The organism is Actinopolyspora mzabensis (assembly GCF_900101095.1).
Classification (GTDB): domain Bacteria; phylum Actinomycetota; class Actinomycetes; order Mycobacteriales; family Pseudonocardiaceae; genus Actinopolyspora; species Actinopolyspora mzabensis.
This window is the reverse complement of the sequence record NZ_FNFM01000003.1, coordinates 247,418-264,091: the sequence shown is the minus strand read 5'-3', so window position 1 is coordinate 264,091 and position 16,674 is coordinate 247,418. Positions and strand designations below refer to the sequence as shown.

11 protein-coding genes are annotated in these 16,674 nt (G+C 62.1%); 1 reads left to right on the top strand and 10 read right to left on the bottom strand.

The window, feature by feature from the left end; all coding sequences use genetic code 11:
- Positions 1-188: 188 nt before the first annotated feature.
- Genes BLR41_RS06345 through BLR41_RS06335 form a run of 3 tightly spaced genes read right to left on the bottom strand, consistent with a single transcriptional unit; the run spans position 189 to position 6,784 of the window.
- Positions 189-1,838, bottom strand: a complete 1,650-nt coding sequence (locus BLR41_RS06345) for a (2,3-dihydroxybenzoyl)adenylate synthase (RefSeq protein ID WP_092627041.1) — start codon at positions 1,836-1,838, stop codon at positions 189-191.
- Positions 1,835-5,689: a type I polyketide synthase gene (locus tag BLR41_RS06340; RefSeq protein ID WP_092627040.1), complete on the bottom strand. Its 3,855-nt coding sequence runs from the start codon at positions 5,687-5,689 to the stop codon at positions 1,835-1,837. The genes BLR41_RS06345 and BLR41_RS06340 overlap by 4 nt, the downstream gene beginning before the upstream one ends.
- A 48-nt stretch (positions 5,690-5,737) precedes the next feature.
- Entirely contained in the window at positions 5,738-6,784 is a 1,047-nt protein-coding gene (locus BLR41_RS06335; RefSeq protein ID WP_092627039.1) for a methyltransferase, read from the bottom strand.
- A gap of 247 nt (positions 6,785-7,031) precedes the next feature.
- On the opposite strand from BLR41_RS06335, the gene BLR41_RS06330 reads away from it, so the two are divergent.
- Positions 7,032-8,186 (top strand): DegT/DnrJ/EryC1/StrS family aminotransferase, encoded by a 1,155-nt coding sequence (locus tag BLR41_RS06330; RefSeq protein WP_176797864.1) that lies wholly within the window; start codon positions 7,032-7,034, stop codon positions 8,184-8,186.
- A 73-nt stretch (positions 8,187-8,259) separates the two neighbouring features.
- Here the strand turns inward: BLR41_RS06330 and BLR41_RS06325 are convergent, their stop codons facing one another.
- The 7 genes from BLR41_RS06325 to BLR41_RS06295 all read right to left on the bottom strand — a co-directional run bounded on the left by BLR41_RS06325 (position 8,260) and on the right by BLR41_RS06295 (position 16,666).
- Positions 8,260-9,480: a class I SAM-dependent methyltransferase gene (locus tag BLR41_RS06325; protein WP_092627228.1), complete on the bottom strand. Its 1,221-nt coding sequence runs from the start codon at positions 9,478-9,480 to the stop codon at positions 8,260-8,262.
- Between the two features lie 49 nt (positions 9,481-9,529).
- Entirely contained in the window at positions 9,530-10,495 is a 966-nt protein-coding gene (locus tag BLR41_RS06320; RefSeq protein ID WP_092627227.1) for an NAD-dependent epimerase/dehydratase family protein, read from the bottom strand.
- Between the two features lie 45 nt (positions 10,496-10,540).
- Positions 10,541-11,878 (bottom strand): nucleotide sugar dehydrogenase, encoded by a 1,338-nt coding sequence (locus BLR41_RS06315; protein WP_176797863.1) that lies wholly within the window; start codon positions 11,876-11,878, stop codon positions 10,541-10,543.
- 195 nt (positions 11,879-12,073) lie between these two features.
- Positions 12,074-12,949, bottom strand: a complete 876-nt coding sequence (locus BLR41_RS06310; protein ID WP_092627037.1) for an alpha/beta fold hydrolase — start codon at positions 12,947-12,949, stop codon at positions 12,074-12,076.
- Between the two features lie 91 nt (positions 12,950-13,040).
- Positions 13,041-14,129 (bottom strand): glycosyl hydrolase 53 family protein, encoded by a 1,089-nt coding sequence (locus BLR41_RS06305; RefSeq protein WP_092627036.1) that lies wholly within the window; start codon positions 14,127-14,129, stop codon positions 13,041-13,043.
- Positions 14,130-14,168: 39 nt separating this feature from the next.
- Positions 14,169-15,362 (bottom strand): NAD(P)/FAD-dependent oxidoreductase, encoded by a 1,194-nt coding sequence (locus BLR41_RS06300; RefSeq protein ID WP_281240941.1) that lies wholly within the window; start codon positions 15,360-15,362, stop codon positions 14,169-14,171.
- Between the two features lie 53 nt (positions 15,363-15,415).
- Positions 15,416-16,666, bottom strand: a complete 1,251-nt coding sequence (locus tag BLR41_RS06295) for a condensation domain-containing protein (RefSeq protein WP_176797850.1) — start codon at positions 16,664-16,666, stop codon at positions 15,416-15,418.
- Positions 16,667-16,674 lie beyond the last annotated feature (8 nt).

Here is a 16,674-nt window from a genome sequence, read left to right as displayed (position 1 = left end):
CTGCTGCTGCACTTACCGGAGGATCCCGCTCCAGGGTGCGCTGGTGCCGAGTGGGACCACGCCACATCGGTGTCCGCTCGCGTATGCGCGCCCGTACGGTCCGAGCCGCGGGGAGCGCTCGGCTACGTGATCCACGGGAGGAGCCGGCGGAAACCGAGCGCGACGAAATGCGGTGAGTCAACGAAGCGCTATCCGTCCCCTCCGGAGCTTTCGAGCACCCTGCGCAACTTCGCCTTGTCCACTTTCCCGATCGGCGTGAGCGGCAGTTTCTCCATCGTCTCGACACGTTCGGGAATCTTGTACCTTGCCACTCCCCTGGCGATGAACTCACTACGCACCTCATCCAGCCCCGGAGTCGTGCCGTTCGCCTCCGGGACGAGGACAAGGCACACACGTTCCCCGATCTCCTGCGCGGACAACGGTACCGCCGCCGCGTCAGCCACCCGAAGGCACTCTCGCGCGAGCGACTCCACCTCGTCAGCGGATATCTTCTCACCACCGCGGTTGATCACGTCCTTGGTCCGCCCGACCACCACCAGATTCCCACTCGGATGCCAACGGACGAGATCACCGGTTCGATACCAGCCTTCCGCCGTGAAGCGTCGCGCGTTGTGCTCCGGCGCGCGGTAGTAACCTCGCGGCGTGTAAGGCCCTCGTGCAAGCAGCTCACCCACCGCTCCGAAAGGCGCCGGTGCTCCGTCGTCGTCTGTTATCAGCACCTCGTCACCGGCGCTGATCGGACGCCCCTGAGTGTTCAGAACCACCTCGTCGGGATCATCGAGCCTGGTGCAGTTCAACAGTCCCTCTGCCATTCCGAAGACCTGCTGCAACCGACAGTCGAAGACCGTGCGCACTCGTTCCGCCAGGTCGGGTTCGAGCACTGCCCCTCCGATCTGCACGATCCGGAAACTGCCCGGGTCCATCGCGGCTGCCTCGATGTGGTCCGTCCAACGACGTGCCACTGCCGGCACCAAGGAGACCACGTCGGGGGACTCCTTCTCGACTGCCGCCTGTGCCGCGCCGGGTTCGGGGGACGGGAGCATGACCACCCGCCCTCCCGCTGTCAGCGTTCCCAGGATGCCCGGCCCCCCGAGTGGGAAATTGTGCGCCGCCGGAAGCGCCACGAGATACCTCGTGTCCGCTCCCACACCGATTATTTCCCCCATCCTGCGGAACGAGTACTCGTAGTCGTTGTGCGTTCGTGCTATCAGCTTCGGTCTGCCGGTGGTGCCGCCGGACAACAGATACAGAGCGGTCTCGTCCGCCCCGGTGGCTCTGGAGTCCATGCTCCGCTTCCGCACGCCGGTCTGACCGTCGTTCCGCGACAAGGCGTAGAGGCCGAGATTGCGTGAACGCGGCTCTCCGGCCACCACGACATCGCAGTCCTGCTCGACCGCCCCCGCCACACGCGAAGCCATCTCCTGGTGATCGAAACCGCGCCAGTAGTCGGCTACGACGACAAGGCGGGCTCTGGTAAGGCGTACCAGGTATTCGATCTCGTGTTCCCGGTGCGATGCCAACGCCAGTACCGGAGCAACTCCGGCTCGAAGACACGCGAGCACGACCAGGACGAACTCCCAGCTGTTAGGAAGCTGGACAACAACATTGTCACCGCGCGCAGCACCCAGTTCGAGGAGTTTCTCGGCAAGCGAGTCAGCCCGTTCGGTGATCTCCTGGTACGTGACACGACGCCTCTCGTCGACCACCGCGATGCTTTCGGGCCGTTGTTCGGCCGCTCTCCATAATCGGTGACCGAGCGATTGATCCCTCCAGAACCCGGCATCCCGGTACCGGGCGGCGAACTCCTCAGGCCACGGGGGCACCGACCGCTCATTCATGAGGCACCTCCGACGGGCTCGTCGGTCTTTCCGGTGGCTAGCTTCTGGTGAAGGTACTCGGCCAGGGCACGGACGGTAGGGCGATCCCAGACGAGCGTGGGAGGTATCGGGACCGGGAATGTTCCTCGCAGGCGATCCCGGACCGCGACCGTCATCACCGAGTCCATTCCGATGTCGACGAGCGGTCTGTCGATGTCGATTTCGTCGACGGAGCACCGCGCCTCAGCAGCGACGTGGGCACGGACGTCTTCGCGCAACCGGTGCAGCAGAGCTTCACCTCCCAAGTCGTCCCAGTGAGAGGTATCGGTCTCGACGGCCGCAGCGGAGGTATCAGCCGCATCCTCGCCGGGATCACCGAACCTGAGGTCGGTGAACTTCGCCACTAGACGTCCTTCGACGTCGGCTATCAGGACGGTCACCGTGTCGGTCTCGTCCGGAGCATGCAGACGTACGTGAACGACAGCACGCTCGAGCGGTTCACCTCGAATGGTCGATTTCCCGAGCTCCGCAGGCATCCGCAGTTTCGGCGGTCCGGGAAACAAGGCGGTCGGCAGCGACAGCGCAGCGTCCAGCAACGAGGCCCACGTTCGCGCTCCCACCTGCTCACCGGAGCTCACAACGGCGTACAGCTCCTCGTTGTCCGCACGCCCCAACTCCTCCACCTGCCATGGAAAACCCATGGCAGGTACGCCGAGCGAAGCGAGCAACGTCGAAAGGTGGTCGGGCGGTAGTTTCTCGCCGCACCGGTTTCGGAGAGCATCGAGTCCGAGCCGGGCCGTGGGCGCGGGTGGTTGCGTACGGCATCGTGCGGTGGTGTTCCGCAACCAAACTTCGTGACCGAGTTCCCCGGTTCCACGACGGGTGGCGATCAGCAGAGCCTCGTCCTGCTGTGTGACTTGCACTTCGCTGGGGGAAGTCAAAGTGATGGGTGCTCGGAAGGACACATCCGCCAGTGTGGGTTTCCCCGTGGTTCTCGCGGCTTCGTGAAGTGTGTGCAGCAGCACCGCGGCGGGAACTATCTCGACACCTCGGACCGGATGGTTCCCCCGATAAGGCCGGGAGGAGTAGTCCAGCCGTGTCCACCAGGAACACAGCGGGGTATCGGCGACCACGGTACGGGATCCGCCGAGCAGGGTATTGGTGCTCACATCATGGCCGGGAGCATCCGACGATGCGCCCCTCGTCGGTTTCCTCCAGTGCGGACGGTGCCTCCAGACGGTGCCGGGAAGCTCGATCAGTTCCCCGCTCCGGAAGAATGCACCGAGGTCGACCGGGATACCGTAACAGTGCGAAGCCGCTAGGTTGGTCAGCAGAGCGGCACGATCACCGGTACCGCGGCGAAGGGTCCCTGTCACGAACCAGTCCCGCACATCGAGTTCGAACAGTACCTCGCGGATGGAATGCGTAACGACAGGATGAGGTGAGACCTCGAGGAAAACGCGATACCCGTCCTCGGCAGCGGCGGACACCGCCTGGGAGAACCGTACCGGAGCCCGGAGCTGGGTCGCCCAGTAGTGTCGATAGTCATGCGGCTCGGCACGAGGGGCCTCGATCGCGGTCCGGTACAGCCTCACCTTCGGGGAAGAATTGACGAGCTCTTGCGCAGCCTCGGCCATGTCATCCACCAATGGGGTGAGCTGTGGCGAGTGGAAAGCGACGTTCGAGTCGATTCGGCGAACGACCCCGCCCTCTCCGCGCAACTCCTGCGCCAGATCATCGATCGCGGAACGCTCACCGGATACGACGGTCCAGCACGGCGAGGCTGAGATCGCAGCCGAGACGTCCGGGATCTCTTCGACCCGTCGGCGCGCCTCCTCGAACGACAAGTCGGTCATGAACATTGCGCCGTTACCGGCGACTCCACGCAGCAGCACGGAACGACGACAGACCAGCCGAGCACCGTCGCGTGCGTTCATGACGCCTGCGGCTACGGCGGCGGCGATCTCTCCCACCGAGTGACCGACGACCGCCGCAGGCTCGACTCCGCAGTCACGCCAGACCGCGGTCAGTGCCACCTGGATCGCGTAGATCAGCGGTTGGATCTCACCGACATCGTCGAGAGTGCCCAGCTCGAGGAGTTCGCGGGGGGTACTGCCGAGCTCCGCGCGGAAAACCGGCGCGATCTCGTCGAGGGCTCGGGCGAAGGAAGCGTTCGTGGCAAGCAGCTCACGTCCCATCGCCGGCCACTGCGAACCGTGACCGGAGAAGACGAAGACAGCGTCCCGCGGGCTTCCCGCCGGGACGCTTCCCTCCGTGGTACTGGGGAAGCCTTGCCCGGAGGAGAGCGCGCGTAGACCTTCAATCAGCGTTGAGCGATCCTGGGCGACGACCGCGCCGCGATGCCGAAGATGGCAACGGCGCGAGCTGAGCGTATGACCGACAGCATCAATCGACGCATGTTCGTGCCCGGCCAGCCAGTCGGCCAATTTCCCCGCGTTCGCACGCATCCCCCACTCGGTTGATCCGGATACCGAAAACACGCGGGGCTCGTCGAGATGGCCGGCCAGCTCGTCACCGGCTCGTTGAACCGCGGCTGGCGGAGCCTGCTCGAGTACGATGTGCGCGAGGGTTCCGCCGTAGCCGTTTCCGGAGACACCGGCGCGACGAGGGAGGTCCTCCCGTGGCCACTTACTCGCGGCCGTCGGGACGCGCATGTTGTTCGTATCCCAAGCGATCTCCGGATTGGGAGTCGTGCAGTGCAGACTGGCCGGAACGGTGCCGTGTTGCAGCGACAACGCGGTCTTGATGACCGAGGCCACGCCAGCCCCGCCCTCGAGATGGCCGATATTGCCCTTGACCGATCCGATCAGGAGTGGATGTTCCTCGGAGCGTCTGTTGCACAGCACGGCTGCCGCGGCGTTCGCCTCGATTGGATCTCCAACGGCGGTACCCGTACCGTGCGCCTCCAGATAGCCGATGGAATCGGGTCGAAGCCGCGCCGCTCGGTACGCGCTGCGAAGCAGATGTTCCTGGGCATGTTCGCTGGGTGCCATGATGCCGTTCGTCCTGCCGTCCTGGTGCACGGCCGAACCACGGATGACCGCGTGGACGTGGTCCTCGTCCTCGAGGGCCTTTCGGAGACGTTTGAGCACGACCACAGCGGCTCCCTCGCCACGGCCGTAGCCGTCAGCCTTCGCGTCGAAAGGCTTGCTGCGACCGTCTGCTGAGAGGGCTCCCGCGGCATCCAGCATCACCGTGAGTCCCGGAGCCACTACCAGATTCGCACCACCCACGATGGCCAGCGGGATCTCGCCTGCGGTGAGAGAGCGGCATGCCAGATGCAGTGCCACCAACGATGCCGAACAAGCGGTGTCCACCGTGAGACTCGCACCACGGAGATCGAGAGCGTGCGAGATCCTGTTCGCCATGCCGCCGGGCTGGGTGCCGATGCCGGACCATGCCTCGATACCGGGCAAGTCCTCCAGAAGCCTGCGTTCGTAGTCGTCTGAGACAGCACCGACGTATACCCCCGTGTCGGTACCCGCGATCTCGGTGGGTGGTATTCCAGCGTGTTCCAACGCGTTCCAAGTCACTTCGAGCAGCATCCGTTGCTGCGGGTCCATCAGTTCGGCCTCGCGGGGTACGATTCCGAAGAACTCGGCGTCGAAGCCGGTGACATCGTCGAGGAAGGAGCCGTGACGAACCGTGTTACTCGATACCGCAGAATTCGCGGATGACTCGTAGTCGGACCAGCGTCCACCGGGCATTTGCGAAACCGTGTCCCGCTCATCGAGAAGCAGATTCCAGTACTGCTCGGGAGACTCGACTCCTCCCGGGAGGCGACACCCCATCCCCACTATTGCTACAGGTTCGCGATCTCCGTGCTGCGGGGCCGACCGTGCAGCGTCCATACGAGGATTCCTTTCTCGAGTGTCCCAACGGATACCGCGACCGCTGGCTCACTTTTTTCCGACTACCAGGGTGTGACTGAATCCGAGATCCGATCGGCGGCTCACTCGCGAAAAACCGGATGCCATAGCGGCTCTCTCCATGTCCTGCGCCGAGTAGACCATTCCTTCGCCCGATGCCAGAGTCAGAAAGTACGGCGAGAGGAGTCCAGCGCTCAGAGGACCTCTGCCCTCGTCGTCGGAGACGAAGTTGTAGATCAGGCACACGCCATCTTCGGGGAGCGCCGCATGGCATTTTCGTAAAATATCCACATTGCGTCGCATCGACCATATCTCGAAGAGGTGGACGTAGAGAATCGTGTCACACCCCTCGGGAATCGGATCGCGAATCAGGTCGCCCGATCGAAAATGAACACGATTCTCCAGTCCGGCATCTTCGACCCGTTTCTCGGCGATCGGAGCCACGCTCTCCTGGTCGAAAATCGTGATCTCTATGTCCGGGTAGCGGTGAGCCAGCTCTATGACGTCCGTCCCGTCTCCGCCGCCGATACTCACAACATGACTCGTGGAACCGAAGTCGTAACTGTCGAGAATGCGAGAAAATGAGTACGAAGTCACGTCCCTCATGTTTCGGTAGAACAGGTTTTGCAGCCGAGGATGTCCGTTCAGGCGCTCGTAGAGCGTGCTGCCCCGTCCTTCGATACTGCGTATCCCGACGTTGGTGTTACTGGTCAACGACCGCGTGAGGTCGCCGATGGCCGGGTTGATGATCTCCGCCTGAACGTCGATCAGCGGCCCGAGGAAGCGCTCGCCGGAACGAAGTAGTTTCCGTCGAGCCAGCTCGGAGTTCACGTAATGATCCTCGTGCTTTTCGAGGAGACGCAGTGAGGTAAGTCCCAGTAGTAGGATTCGAGCGGGTTGCTCCTCGATCCCAAGTGACACCGCCACCTGGTCCAGCCGCATTCCTCCGTGTTGTTCAAGTTCTTCGAACATGCCGAGTTCGAGCCCGGCATGAACCAACTCGAATGCTGAACTTCCATGGATCAGTACACGCAGATAGTCCGCTTCGGTGAGCGTGACGGTGCCATTGTCTGCCATCGAGTCTCCTCATCGGTGGTACGGTTCGTTCCGCCCACGGGCGCGGTACCAGCTGCCGTTGGTGACGATGCTTCACGAAACCTCGGAACAGCACCTCCGAAAATGCGGTATCGCACGCGGGAGAACAGGTTCGCCTTCCTCTTATCGGATCCTGCTTAGTTCATCGATTTCCTGTCGGACCTGGTCTTAGGCGAGCACCATGGTCCTCGGACCGGAACCTGTACCGAAGGAGCGCTCCGTGACAGGGATGATCAATGTATTTCAACCGTCGCTCGGCGAACTCGAACTCGCTGCGGTAAAAGAGACCTTCGACAGCAACTGGATCGGCCGTGGCTCCAGAACCGAGGAGTTCGAATCCGTGTTCGCGCGCCACATCGGGGTACCTCGTGATCGGGTTCGTTCGATAAACTCCTGCACCGAGGCCATGTTTCTGGCCATGGAACTCGCCGGCGTCGATCAGAGTTCGGATGTGGTCCTTCCGACAGTCAGCTTCGTCGGTGCGGGCAACGCGATTTCAGCACGAGGAGCAACGCCTGTTTTCTGTGACGTGGATCCTCGTACCCTGAATCCGTCCGTTGACGACGTCGAAGCCGTCCTGACCTCACGGACGAAGGCGGTTGTGATTCTGCACTACGGTGGTTATCCGGGAGATGTGGCAAGAATCGCCGAGCTGTGCAGGAAACGCGGAGTTCTGCTGATCGAGGACGCCGCGATCGCGGTGGCCTCGACAGTGGAAGGGCAGTCGTGCGGAACTTTCGGAGATCTGGCGGTGTGGAGCTTCGACCACGGAAAGATCGTGGTCACCGTCGACGGTGGAATGCTCTACGCCCGTGAGCCGGAACTCGCGGAACGCGCACGTACGCTGAGCTATCTGGGGCTGGAGCAATCCAGTGGATACGACCAGGCCCGCAACACCGACAACAGGTGGTGGGATTTCGACGTCTCCGCATTTTCCCGTCGATCCGTCACGAATGACGTGCTGGCGGCGGTGGGAACTGTTCAGATGAGCAGGCTTCCGGACTTCATTCGACGCAGAGAGGAGATCGCGGCGAGATACGAGAACGGGCTCGCCGGGATCGAAGGATTGCAACTTCCTCCCCCGCTACCCGCCGGGCACGAGACCTCACACTACATGTACTGGGTACAGTTCGATCACGGCATCCGCGACATCGTGGCGCGCGATCTGTACAACCAGGGTATATACACCACTTTCCGATACCCTCCGCTGCACAAGGTTCCCGCTTACGGATCCCAGGCCGAGCTCCCCGGAGCGGACTACGCCGCGGAGAGAACCCTGCTGCTGCCGATGCATCACTCACTCACGGATGAGGACGTCGATCGAACGATCAACGAGGTCCGGGAAATTACTCGAAACCGTCTGAAGGAACGTCGTCCTGCCTGACCCCGCAGGCACCGAACAGACACACGTTCACGGCCGCGGCGGACGTCGTGGCCGTGAACGGACTACCTTGGTGTCAGTCGATTCGGACCTCCGGAACATAGCGAATCCAGTGTCCCCCCGAAGCGGTGAACTCGGACTCCTTGGCCATGATCTCGTCGGCGTGATTCCAAGCGAACATCAGCGCGTAGTCCGGGTACGGGTTGCTGAAAGCTTCGGGAGGAAGGACGGGGATGTGCGATCCGGGTATCAGCAGGCCCTGTTTCGAGCGCGTCGAGTCGCACACGAAGGGCAGGAGATCGCTGTCGATTCCACAGTAATTGGTGACAGTGGAGGTTTTCCCCGGAGCTCCATATCCCACAACACGGCGCCCCTCCGAGCTGAGGCGGCGTAGCAGTCTCGTCAGCTCTTCCCGGATGTTGTCGATCTCGAGGCCGAAACGCCGCCACGTGCCGGGGTCGGTAATTCCCGCCGCCTGCTCCTCAGCCAGCAACGCCCCCACCGAGTCCCGAACCGAACGAGCTCCCCGCCGCGCCAGCGTGTAACGGATCTCGCCACCGTGCAGCGGTGTGCGCTCCACGTCGACCAACTCGAATCCGAACCGTTCGGCCATGGCGGCTACAGAGGCAACCCCGAAGTAGAAGACGTGTTCGTCGTAGATCTGATCGAATGCTTTGTGGTCCAGCACAGTGCCCAGGTATGGCTCTTCGAACACGAACACCCCGGACGGGGCCAGCAGCGCATCCACACCCCGGAACAGCGAGTCGATGTGCGCTATGTGGCATATCGTGTTCGCACCGAATATCACATCGGCGTGCCCGTGCTCGTCCCGCAACGATTCGCCGAGCCCGGCGTCGAAAAATTCCGTTACCGCTCGAACACCTCTGGACCTGGCCAACTCCACGACGTTCGTGGAGGGATCGACCCCGAGATGTCGTATCCCCGCTTCGGCGACGGTTGAAAGCAGCACACCGTCATTACAACCGATCTCGACGATAAATGGGTCGGAGCCGTTCAGTTCGGCACCGAGCAGTCTGCCCGCCTCGTTTTCGAAGTGACGTCGATGCAGAACAGAGCCTGACGCGTGGTAGCGGTAGTTCTCGTGGTAACGCCGCTCCTGCGGCACCTCCTCGACGAGCTGAACCATGCCGCAGCCCACGCAGGTTCCCAGCGCCAGCCGAAACTGGAACTCATCCGATGTTTCCGCCGGATCGATGAAACCGTTGGCCGAGGGCTGCTTGCCCATATCGAGAAATTCGTGCAGCTTCCCGCCGCAAATCCGACAACCGCTGCTCATCCGCACCACACCTCGCAGTCCGTTCTCGTTTTCGTCGTGGGGTTGGGGCTCATCCAGCACCGCCTTCCGGAAGCGCGAGCCACCACGGACTAGCGCGTGCCCACTCGATGGTCCTGCGCAGCCCCTCCCGCAGCGAAGTGCGCTCGGACCATCCGAGCATCTGCCTTGCCTTCGTGCTGTCTGGAACCCGTCGTGGCAGGTCCTCGTAGGAATCACCCAGGACACTACCGGTGTCCACGTCCAACGGTTCTGTGTTCGCCCCCGTCAGTTCGCCTATCAGCCGAACGGCTCGTGCGATCGTGGTTTCCGTACCGGAACCGATGTTGAACGACTCACCTGCGACATCGGTTCGTGTTCCGGCCAGTACCGTGCCTTCGACTACGTCCTGCACGAAGGTGAAGCAGCGCGTCTGCCCTCCACCGTCGTAGATCACTGGCGCGCGGCCGTTGAGAGCTCGGTGCACTGATCGGCTCACGAGATATGCGGGACGCTGCCCGGGGCCGTAAGCGTTGAAATATCTAACAACAGTCAACTCGAGTCCGTGCTGATCCCGGTACGAGAACGCGAGATGTTCCGCGAGTGCTTTCCCGGTGGCATAGGACCAGCGTGCCGCGGAGCTCGGCCCGAGTACCCGATCACTGTCCTCGCGCCAAGGTACCGAGGAGTTCTTCCCGAATACCTCGCTGGTGCTGGCCAGCACCACCTTTGCTCCAGCGCGTGTCGCCAGATCCAGGACGTTGCGGGTTCCCGAGAAGTTGGTGTCGATGACCGCGGTGGGATCGCTGAGGTACCTGTCGACCCCGACGACTGCTGCCAGATGGTAGATCACATCGACGTTGGAACGGATCACCCTTGCCAGCTCCGTCTCGTCCCGGATGTCCCCCCTGACGTACTTAGCGTTTTCGGAGGCGAGCGGTCCCGGAGGTGGCGCGGTGTCGAAAACCGTGACCTCGTCTCCCCGCTCGATCAGTCTTTCGACGAGATGTCCACCGACAAATCCCGACCCCCCTGTCACAAGTACCTTGCGGGGAGTGGAATTCGTGCTGCCGTGCGAGTTCACCTAGCGTCCCACCCCTCGGTAGACATACCCCATCCCGCGGAGTTCCGCGATCTTTTCGGAGCTGTAGTAGGCCCTGCCGTCCAGCACGACGCAGGAGTCCCTCACATTTAACTCGGCGAATTCGATGTGCTCGAACTCGTTGTGCAGTGCCAGTATCGCGATGCAGTCCGCGTCCCTGACGGCTCGGTCGAGATCGATGGAGGCTGCGATGCCGAACAACTCCTTCACCTGTTCGGGGTCGGCCAGCGGATCGAAAACCGCGACATTCGCACCTGCTTTGCGCACAGCCTTGACGAAATCCCCCGTCGGCGTCGCACGGAGATCTCCCGTGTTGTTCTTGAAGGCAAGGCCGAGTACGGCGACTTTGCATTCGGCCGGCTCCTTGCCCATCGCGAGCAACTCGTCGACGGCCAGCTGTGCGGTGTGTTCCGGCATGGCCGCGTTGATCTCGCGTCCTGTCGAGGCCGTCCGCAGCACGATTCCGTGTTCCTTCGCCGAGTGCGAGATCATCCACGGGTCCTTGGTCAGACACGAGCCTCCCACACCGACACTGGGATGCAGGATGTTGACCTTGCCGTTTCCCTTGGGGATCGTGTTGGCAGCGTCGATCACGTCCAGCACGTCCACGTCGTGCGGCGCGCAGACTTTGGCCAGTTCGTTCGCGAACGCGATGTTGAGGTCTATCCACCAGTTCGTGGCAAGCTTCAGCATCTCCGCCGATTCCAACGAAGCGAGAACGTTCACTTCGACGCCGAGACAGCGAGCCCAGAAGGCCTCCGCGGCCCGCGCGCTGTGCGGTCCGATTCCCCCTGTGACTATCGGGAACGTGCGTAGTTCGTGCAACGCCGTGCCCTCGGCGATGCGTTCCGGAGTGAACGCGAGACCGAAGTCGATTTCCGCGGTCATCCCCGAACGTTCCAACAACGGACACACCACACGACGGGTGGTTCCCGGGGGGACGGTGCTTTTGACTATCACGAGTTGTCCGCGGCCGAGTTGGTCACCCAGTTCCCGGCAGGCTCCACTCAGTTGTTCGTCGGCGAGCGAACCGTCCTCGTGAACAGGTGTACCGACGGTTACCAACACGACGTCGGCCTCGCCGACCGCCGTCATGTCCGCGGTTACTCGCAGCCGACCTGACATTCGCTCGGCCGAGAGCGTTTCGGCGAGTCCGCGCTCGTGGAATCGACAGTACCCGCGTTCCAGTTCCGCGACGAGGAGTGGGTCGGTGTCCACCCCGATCACCTCGCAGCCGAGCGAGGTGAGGGTCGCGGCGATACACGATCCCACGTAACCGAAACCGATGACCGCTACTTTCGGATGATCGTCGTCGGGCAGAAAACGCATTGGCTTCCCCAATCCGAAGAAGTACGACAATCCCGGACCGCTTGACGAAGGACTCGCGGAGAGCGGGCACGAGTAGCACCATGTTCGACGAAACACGCGGTTCGGATCGTCTTCCGGATTGCCTGTTGACCCGCCGGTCCCGACGCCACGTCGGATCACCGATCTGCCGAGCTCCGTCGTCCGGCGTCACCCTGGTTCCGCGGGACTCGTCTCTGAGTCCGTTTCCTTCTCGAGTAGTACTTCGGCGAGCTCCTCCGAGAACTCGGCGGGATGAGTCACATAACCCACGTGTCCTCCCGGCAGATGTCGGATGCCGATTCCCACTCGCCTGCTGAGTTCCTGGTTGGGAAGGTAGGGGAACTGCCGCGCTCCCGTGCGGCTTCCCGCGAGCACCAACCGGTCCCTGTGCTCGCGCAGCAGAGTCAGGTTCGGTTCGAAAGCGGGGTAGGTGCGCAACTCGTGCTCGAACCAGAACGCGTGGTTGCGCTGGATTCTGTCGAGCATCCTGCTCAACTCGCGCGGCGGAGGCTGGGTCCGTTTCGGCGGTCGGGTGGCCTCGTCCATGCCCATGGCGGCACGGAACACTCGTTTCGCCTCGTCGACACCGCGTGCCCGAAAGATTTCGTAGAGCTCGTCGTGGAATGCTGCCCAGCGTTGAGCATCGGGCAGCACTGATGACAGTGGGGGTTCATGGGCGATGAGGGTGTGGACGGCCCGGGGATACAGCTCGAGCAGGGCCAGAGCGATGATCGCGCCGGAACTGCTTCCGAACACGCGGGCAGGGCGCTGCCCGAGATGCGTCAGGAGCTCGACTATGTCCTGCGCATCGGTTTTGAGCCTGTGCTCGTCATGGACAGGGCCGTGTACAGGGCTGCGGGAGAACCCACGCCTGTCGTAGGTGATCACCGTGTATCTGTCGGCCAACGTCTCTGCCAGCGGGGTGAAAGGAGCCGCATCCCCGTTACCGCTGGGTACAATCAGAAGTGTCGGGCCGGCACCGCGTATCTCGTAGTACAGCTCCGCACCGGACAGGGCCAGCGCTCCAGTTTCGGATGTTCCCATCGAGTCGGATTCCCTCCACGATCCCTGCGGTATCGGACCTGTTCGTGTCTCCGTTCCACCGGGCAGGTGGAACGGAGACACGTCGCTTCGGTCAAGCCGCGTCTCGTTCCCGAGCGGCCACGTCGGCGTAATATCGTCCGATCGCCCTGAGTGACTCCTTCGGCTCGAAACGGTACGTCGAGTCGTGGTCCCAGTAATCGTCGCGAATGCACTTGGTGATTGCCATGCTCGCGGCATCCAGATCGTATTTGGGGTCGCTCGAGTGCGGATGCGTCGGATGGATGAACTCCGTGACCGCCACGCTGTGGATACCGATCTCGTCGAACATTCGCAGCATCCCGGTGTGGAAGTCGGCTTGAGCCTGCTCGTCGCGGACGAAACCGTCGAACACGGTCGGTGGATCCTCGGATCGATCGACGATGTCGAAACCGAGCAGCCCCTTGGTGTGGGCGTCCTTGTACGTGAAGGTGCCGTACTCGGCGATCACGATCGGCTTGTTCCACCTGCGGTACGCGTCCAGCTCCTGGACGTAGCCCTCCCGGGTGGGGTGGTAGAAGTAGTAGTACGTGAGCCCGATGTAATCGAACAGACTCCAGTCGACCTCTTCGAACGGCCCCGCGGAGTAGGTTATCTCACCCCCGAAGTGGTCACGTGCCACCTTGGCCGCCCTGCGCAGGAAAGCATTCAGCTTGGTGGTCACATCCTCCTGGTCGACCGGACCAGCCGGCCGCAGGAAGTGGTGATCGGCGTGTGCGAACACGTTGCCCATCCGGTTGTGGTAGTGCTCGCCGGGCATGATCCCGTGGGTCTGCACCGAGTGAACACTTCCCACGGTGAGTCTGATGTCGGCACCACGGGTCCGGAACGACTCCGCCAGTTTCGCCGCTTCCTGCAAGTGCTCCAGAACCTGCTCCTGGGTGCCGTCCATCAACCTCGGCTGCAACCACACGTGCAGGCCCCGCGAAACCGCCGCTTCGACGGTTTCGCGCAACCGGTCGAACCTCGTGCCGTAGATGGTGACCGAGTTCGCGTTGAGCTCGTCCCTGACAGCGTCAATTTCGCGACGCATGATCTCGTTGCTCCACACGGTTCGAGAGATGGAGCCCTGCCCTGTCTCGTGGTTGGAACCGGTGTCGTAGGCCACACCGCGATAAACGAGGCTGCGATTCGCTTGTGCCATGATTTTCCTTTCCGTTTGCCGAAGCACGAGAACGCTTGGTCAGATCGGACGCCGATCGGGAAATATTTCGTTGATCCCGGTCAATCCCGACAACAGTGTCGCGAAGTCCATGTCGCTCGGGCGAAGTCTCTGGGGGTCTATGGTAGATTGAGCCTTTTCCCAGTATTCCTCCTTGTGCTTGGTACGATCGTAAAAGAACCGGACAAATTCCAGGATGGATTCCAGGAATTTCCTGTAGTTGGACTCGTAGTGGTCCAGTGCTTCTTGTTCGGCCCCGGGATCCGCTACGGACTCGTGCACGGCGTCGGCGAGTGCTCGGGCACCGCGCAACGCGAGCGTGACCCCCGTCGACAGCAGAGGATCGACGAATGCCGCCGCATCACCGACCAGCGCCCATCCAGGACCGTGGAACCGGTCACAGGTGTAGGACCAGTCGCGAGTTACACGAAAGTCGCTGACACGACGAGCCGATTCGGTGAGACTGCGGATCTCCTGCGTACTCTCCAACTCACGCAGGAACAGGCTCTTCGGCGACAGTCCAGAGGACTTGTACTCGTCGATCGGTGTCACGTATCCGACACTGGACGTCCCGTCAGCAAGCGGAATGAACCAGAACCAGCCCGAAGGGCGGTTCTCCGATACGATGTCTCCTGCTCTTGTCCCGCTGTACAGGTTACAACCCTGAAAATACGACCACATCGCGATGTTGCGCAGATCGTCGTACCACTCGACCAAATCGAAGTGTCGTCCGATCAGGCGATGCTGCCCGGATGCGTCGAGCAACATCCGGCAGTTCACTGTCACGTCCCGTCCGTCGCTGTCGACGTAGTCGACACCGACGACGCGTTCCCCGTCGAGTACGGGTTCTTTGACCGTGGCCTCCTCCACCACCGACACACCGAGTTCACGGGCGCGTTCCAGCAGCAGAGCGTCGAAGTCCGCGCGGTGGACCTGGTAAGCGTAGTCGTACAACGCGGACTCGGCGAAGCGAAATCCCCATGTGCCCTGGTTCTTTCCCCAAAGCAGTGTGCCACCGTATTTTCTGGTGAACCCCATGGCATCCATGCGGGACAACAAACCCAGTTCTTCGAGCGTGGGCAGAGCTCCGGTGATCAACGACTCCCCGATGTGATACCGGGGGAATTTCTCACGTTCCAGCAGAAGCACCCGGTGCCCACGCATCGCGAGCAAAGCAGCCGTAGCCGATCCAGCTGGACCGCCACCCACTGTCACGACGTCGTAGTACGGCTTCGCCACGTTCACCGCAATCCCTCTTCCTCCGCTCGTCACAGCGACCCGAGGGGCCTGTTGGGGTCGATCAGTACCGAACGGAGCAGATCCTTGTAAGAATCGATCATTTCGATAATGGTTTCGTCGTGAAACTGATTGCTGTCAAATCTCAGCGTTCCCGCGATCTCGTCGTCGGGAAGTATGTCCATACCCAGCAGTATCCCGTTCGGGATGTCCGAGGTCTCCGGGTACGATTTCGTTCTTCTGCGAACCTCTGTGTACTCCAGGCCACCTATAACCTCGGATTCGGTCATGGCGGGGAACTGAAGCACCTGGATCGCCACCACCGCGTTGTCGGGGCGTTCGTACGTGCTGATGATCTCCGGTGCCTGGGCGACCACCTCGCTGAAGGGAAGCTCGTGGGAATACCCTTCCAGACACGTCGCGCGAACGCGCAACATAAAGTCGAAAAAGCTCCGACACCCCTCGATGCTCGTGCGGAGTGGGACCATGTTGAAAAAGGGCCCTACGGATTCATGGAAGGACGATTCAGTGCGCCCGGAGGTTATTACCGGCACCACGAGGTCGTCGAATGATGTCTTGCGGTGCAGATAAAGCTTCAAGGTCGCCAGTAGCGTCATGAACGGCGAGCACCGCATCATCCTGGAGAAATCAAGAATTGATTTGGTCAGTTCTTGATCCATTATGAAGCGTCGCACCGAATAGACGCTGGCGATCTCGTCGGTTACGTGTTTGTCGGCATCGATGTCGAGGATGCGTGATCCGGCCAGTTTTTCCCGCCAGTACTCACGTGCGCTCTCCGCCTCCGGGCCGGCCAGCATCTCCTGCTGCCAGTACACGAAGTCGCGGTACTGTTCCCTGGACGGCAGCTCGACCGTCTCGCCCTCGCACCGCCGGGCGTAATACGCCGCGAGATCACGGACGATCACGTGCAACGACCAGCCGTCGCTGGCGGTGTGGTGCGTGACCAGTACGAGCACTGCGTCGTTCTCGTCGAATCTGCCGACCTCGACTCGCAGGTGCGGCAGAACGCTCACCTCGAGCGAACCGGCTTCCACCTCGTTGACGAAATCGTCCACCTGCTCTTCCCTGGAGCGGTTCACATCCGGTTCCAGGTCGTGAACTCGCACTTCCGGCCTTTCCGGCGAATGAATCCGCTGGTGGATCTCTCCCTCATCACGAACGATCTCGGTGCGCAGCATCTCGTGACGAGTCACCACATCCCCCAGAGCGCCACGCAGCGCATCGAGGTCGAGGGGGCCACGTACCCGCCATCCGTGCACCACCAGATGTC

Coding starts and splice junctions, on each gene's coding strand:
- BLR41_RS06310 (WP_092627037.1), bottom strand. CDS start 12,949: ATGGGAACATCCGAAACTGGAGCGCTGGCCCTGTCCGGTGCGGAGCTG.
- BLR41_RS06335 (WP_092627039.1), bottom strand. CDS start 6,784: ATGGCAGACAATGGCACCGTCACGCTCACCGAAGCGGACTATCTGCGT.
- BLR41_RS06325 (WP_092627228.1), bottom strand. CDS start 9,480: ATGAGCAGCGGTTGTCGGATTTGCGGCGGGAAGCTGCACGAATTTCTC.
- BLR41_RS06340 (WP_092627040.1), bottom strand. CDS start 5,689: ATGGACGCTGCACGGTCGGCCCCGCAGCACGGAGATCGCGAACCTGTA.
- BLR41_RS06330 (WP_176797864.1), top strand. CDS start 7,032: ATGATCAATGTATTTCAACCGTCGCTCGGCGAACTCGAACTCGCTGCG.
- BLR41_RS06305 (WP_092627036.1), bottom strand. CDS start 14,129: ATGGCACAAGCGAATCGCAGCCTCGTTTATCGCGGTGTGGCCTACGAC.
- BLR41_RS06345 (WP_092627041.1), bottom strand. CDS start 1,838: ATGAATGAGCGGTCGGTGCCCCCGTGGCCTGAGGAGTTCGCCGCCCGG.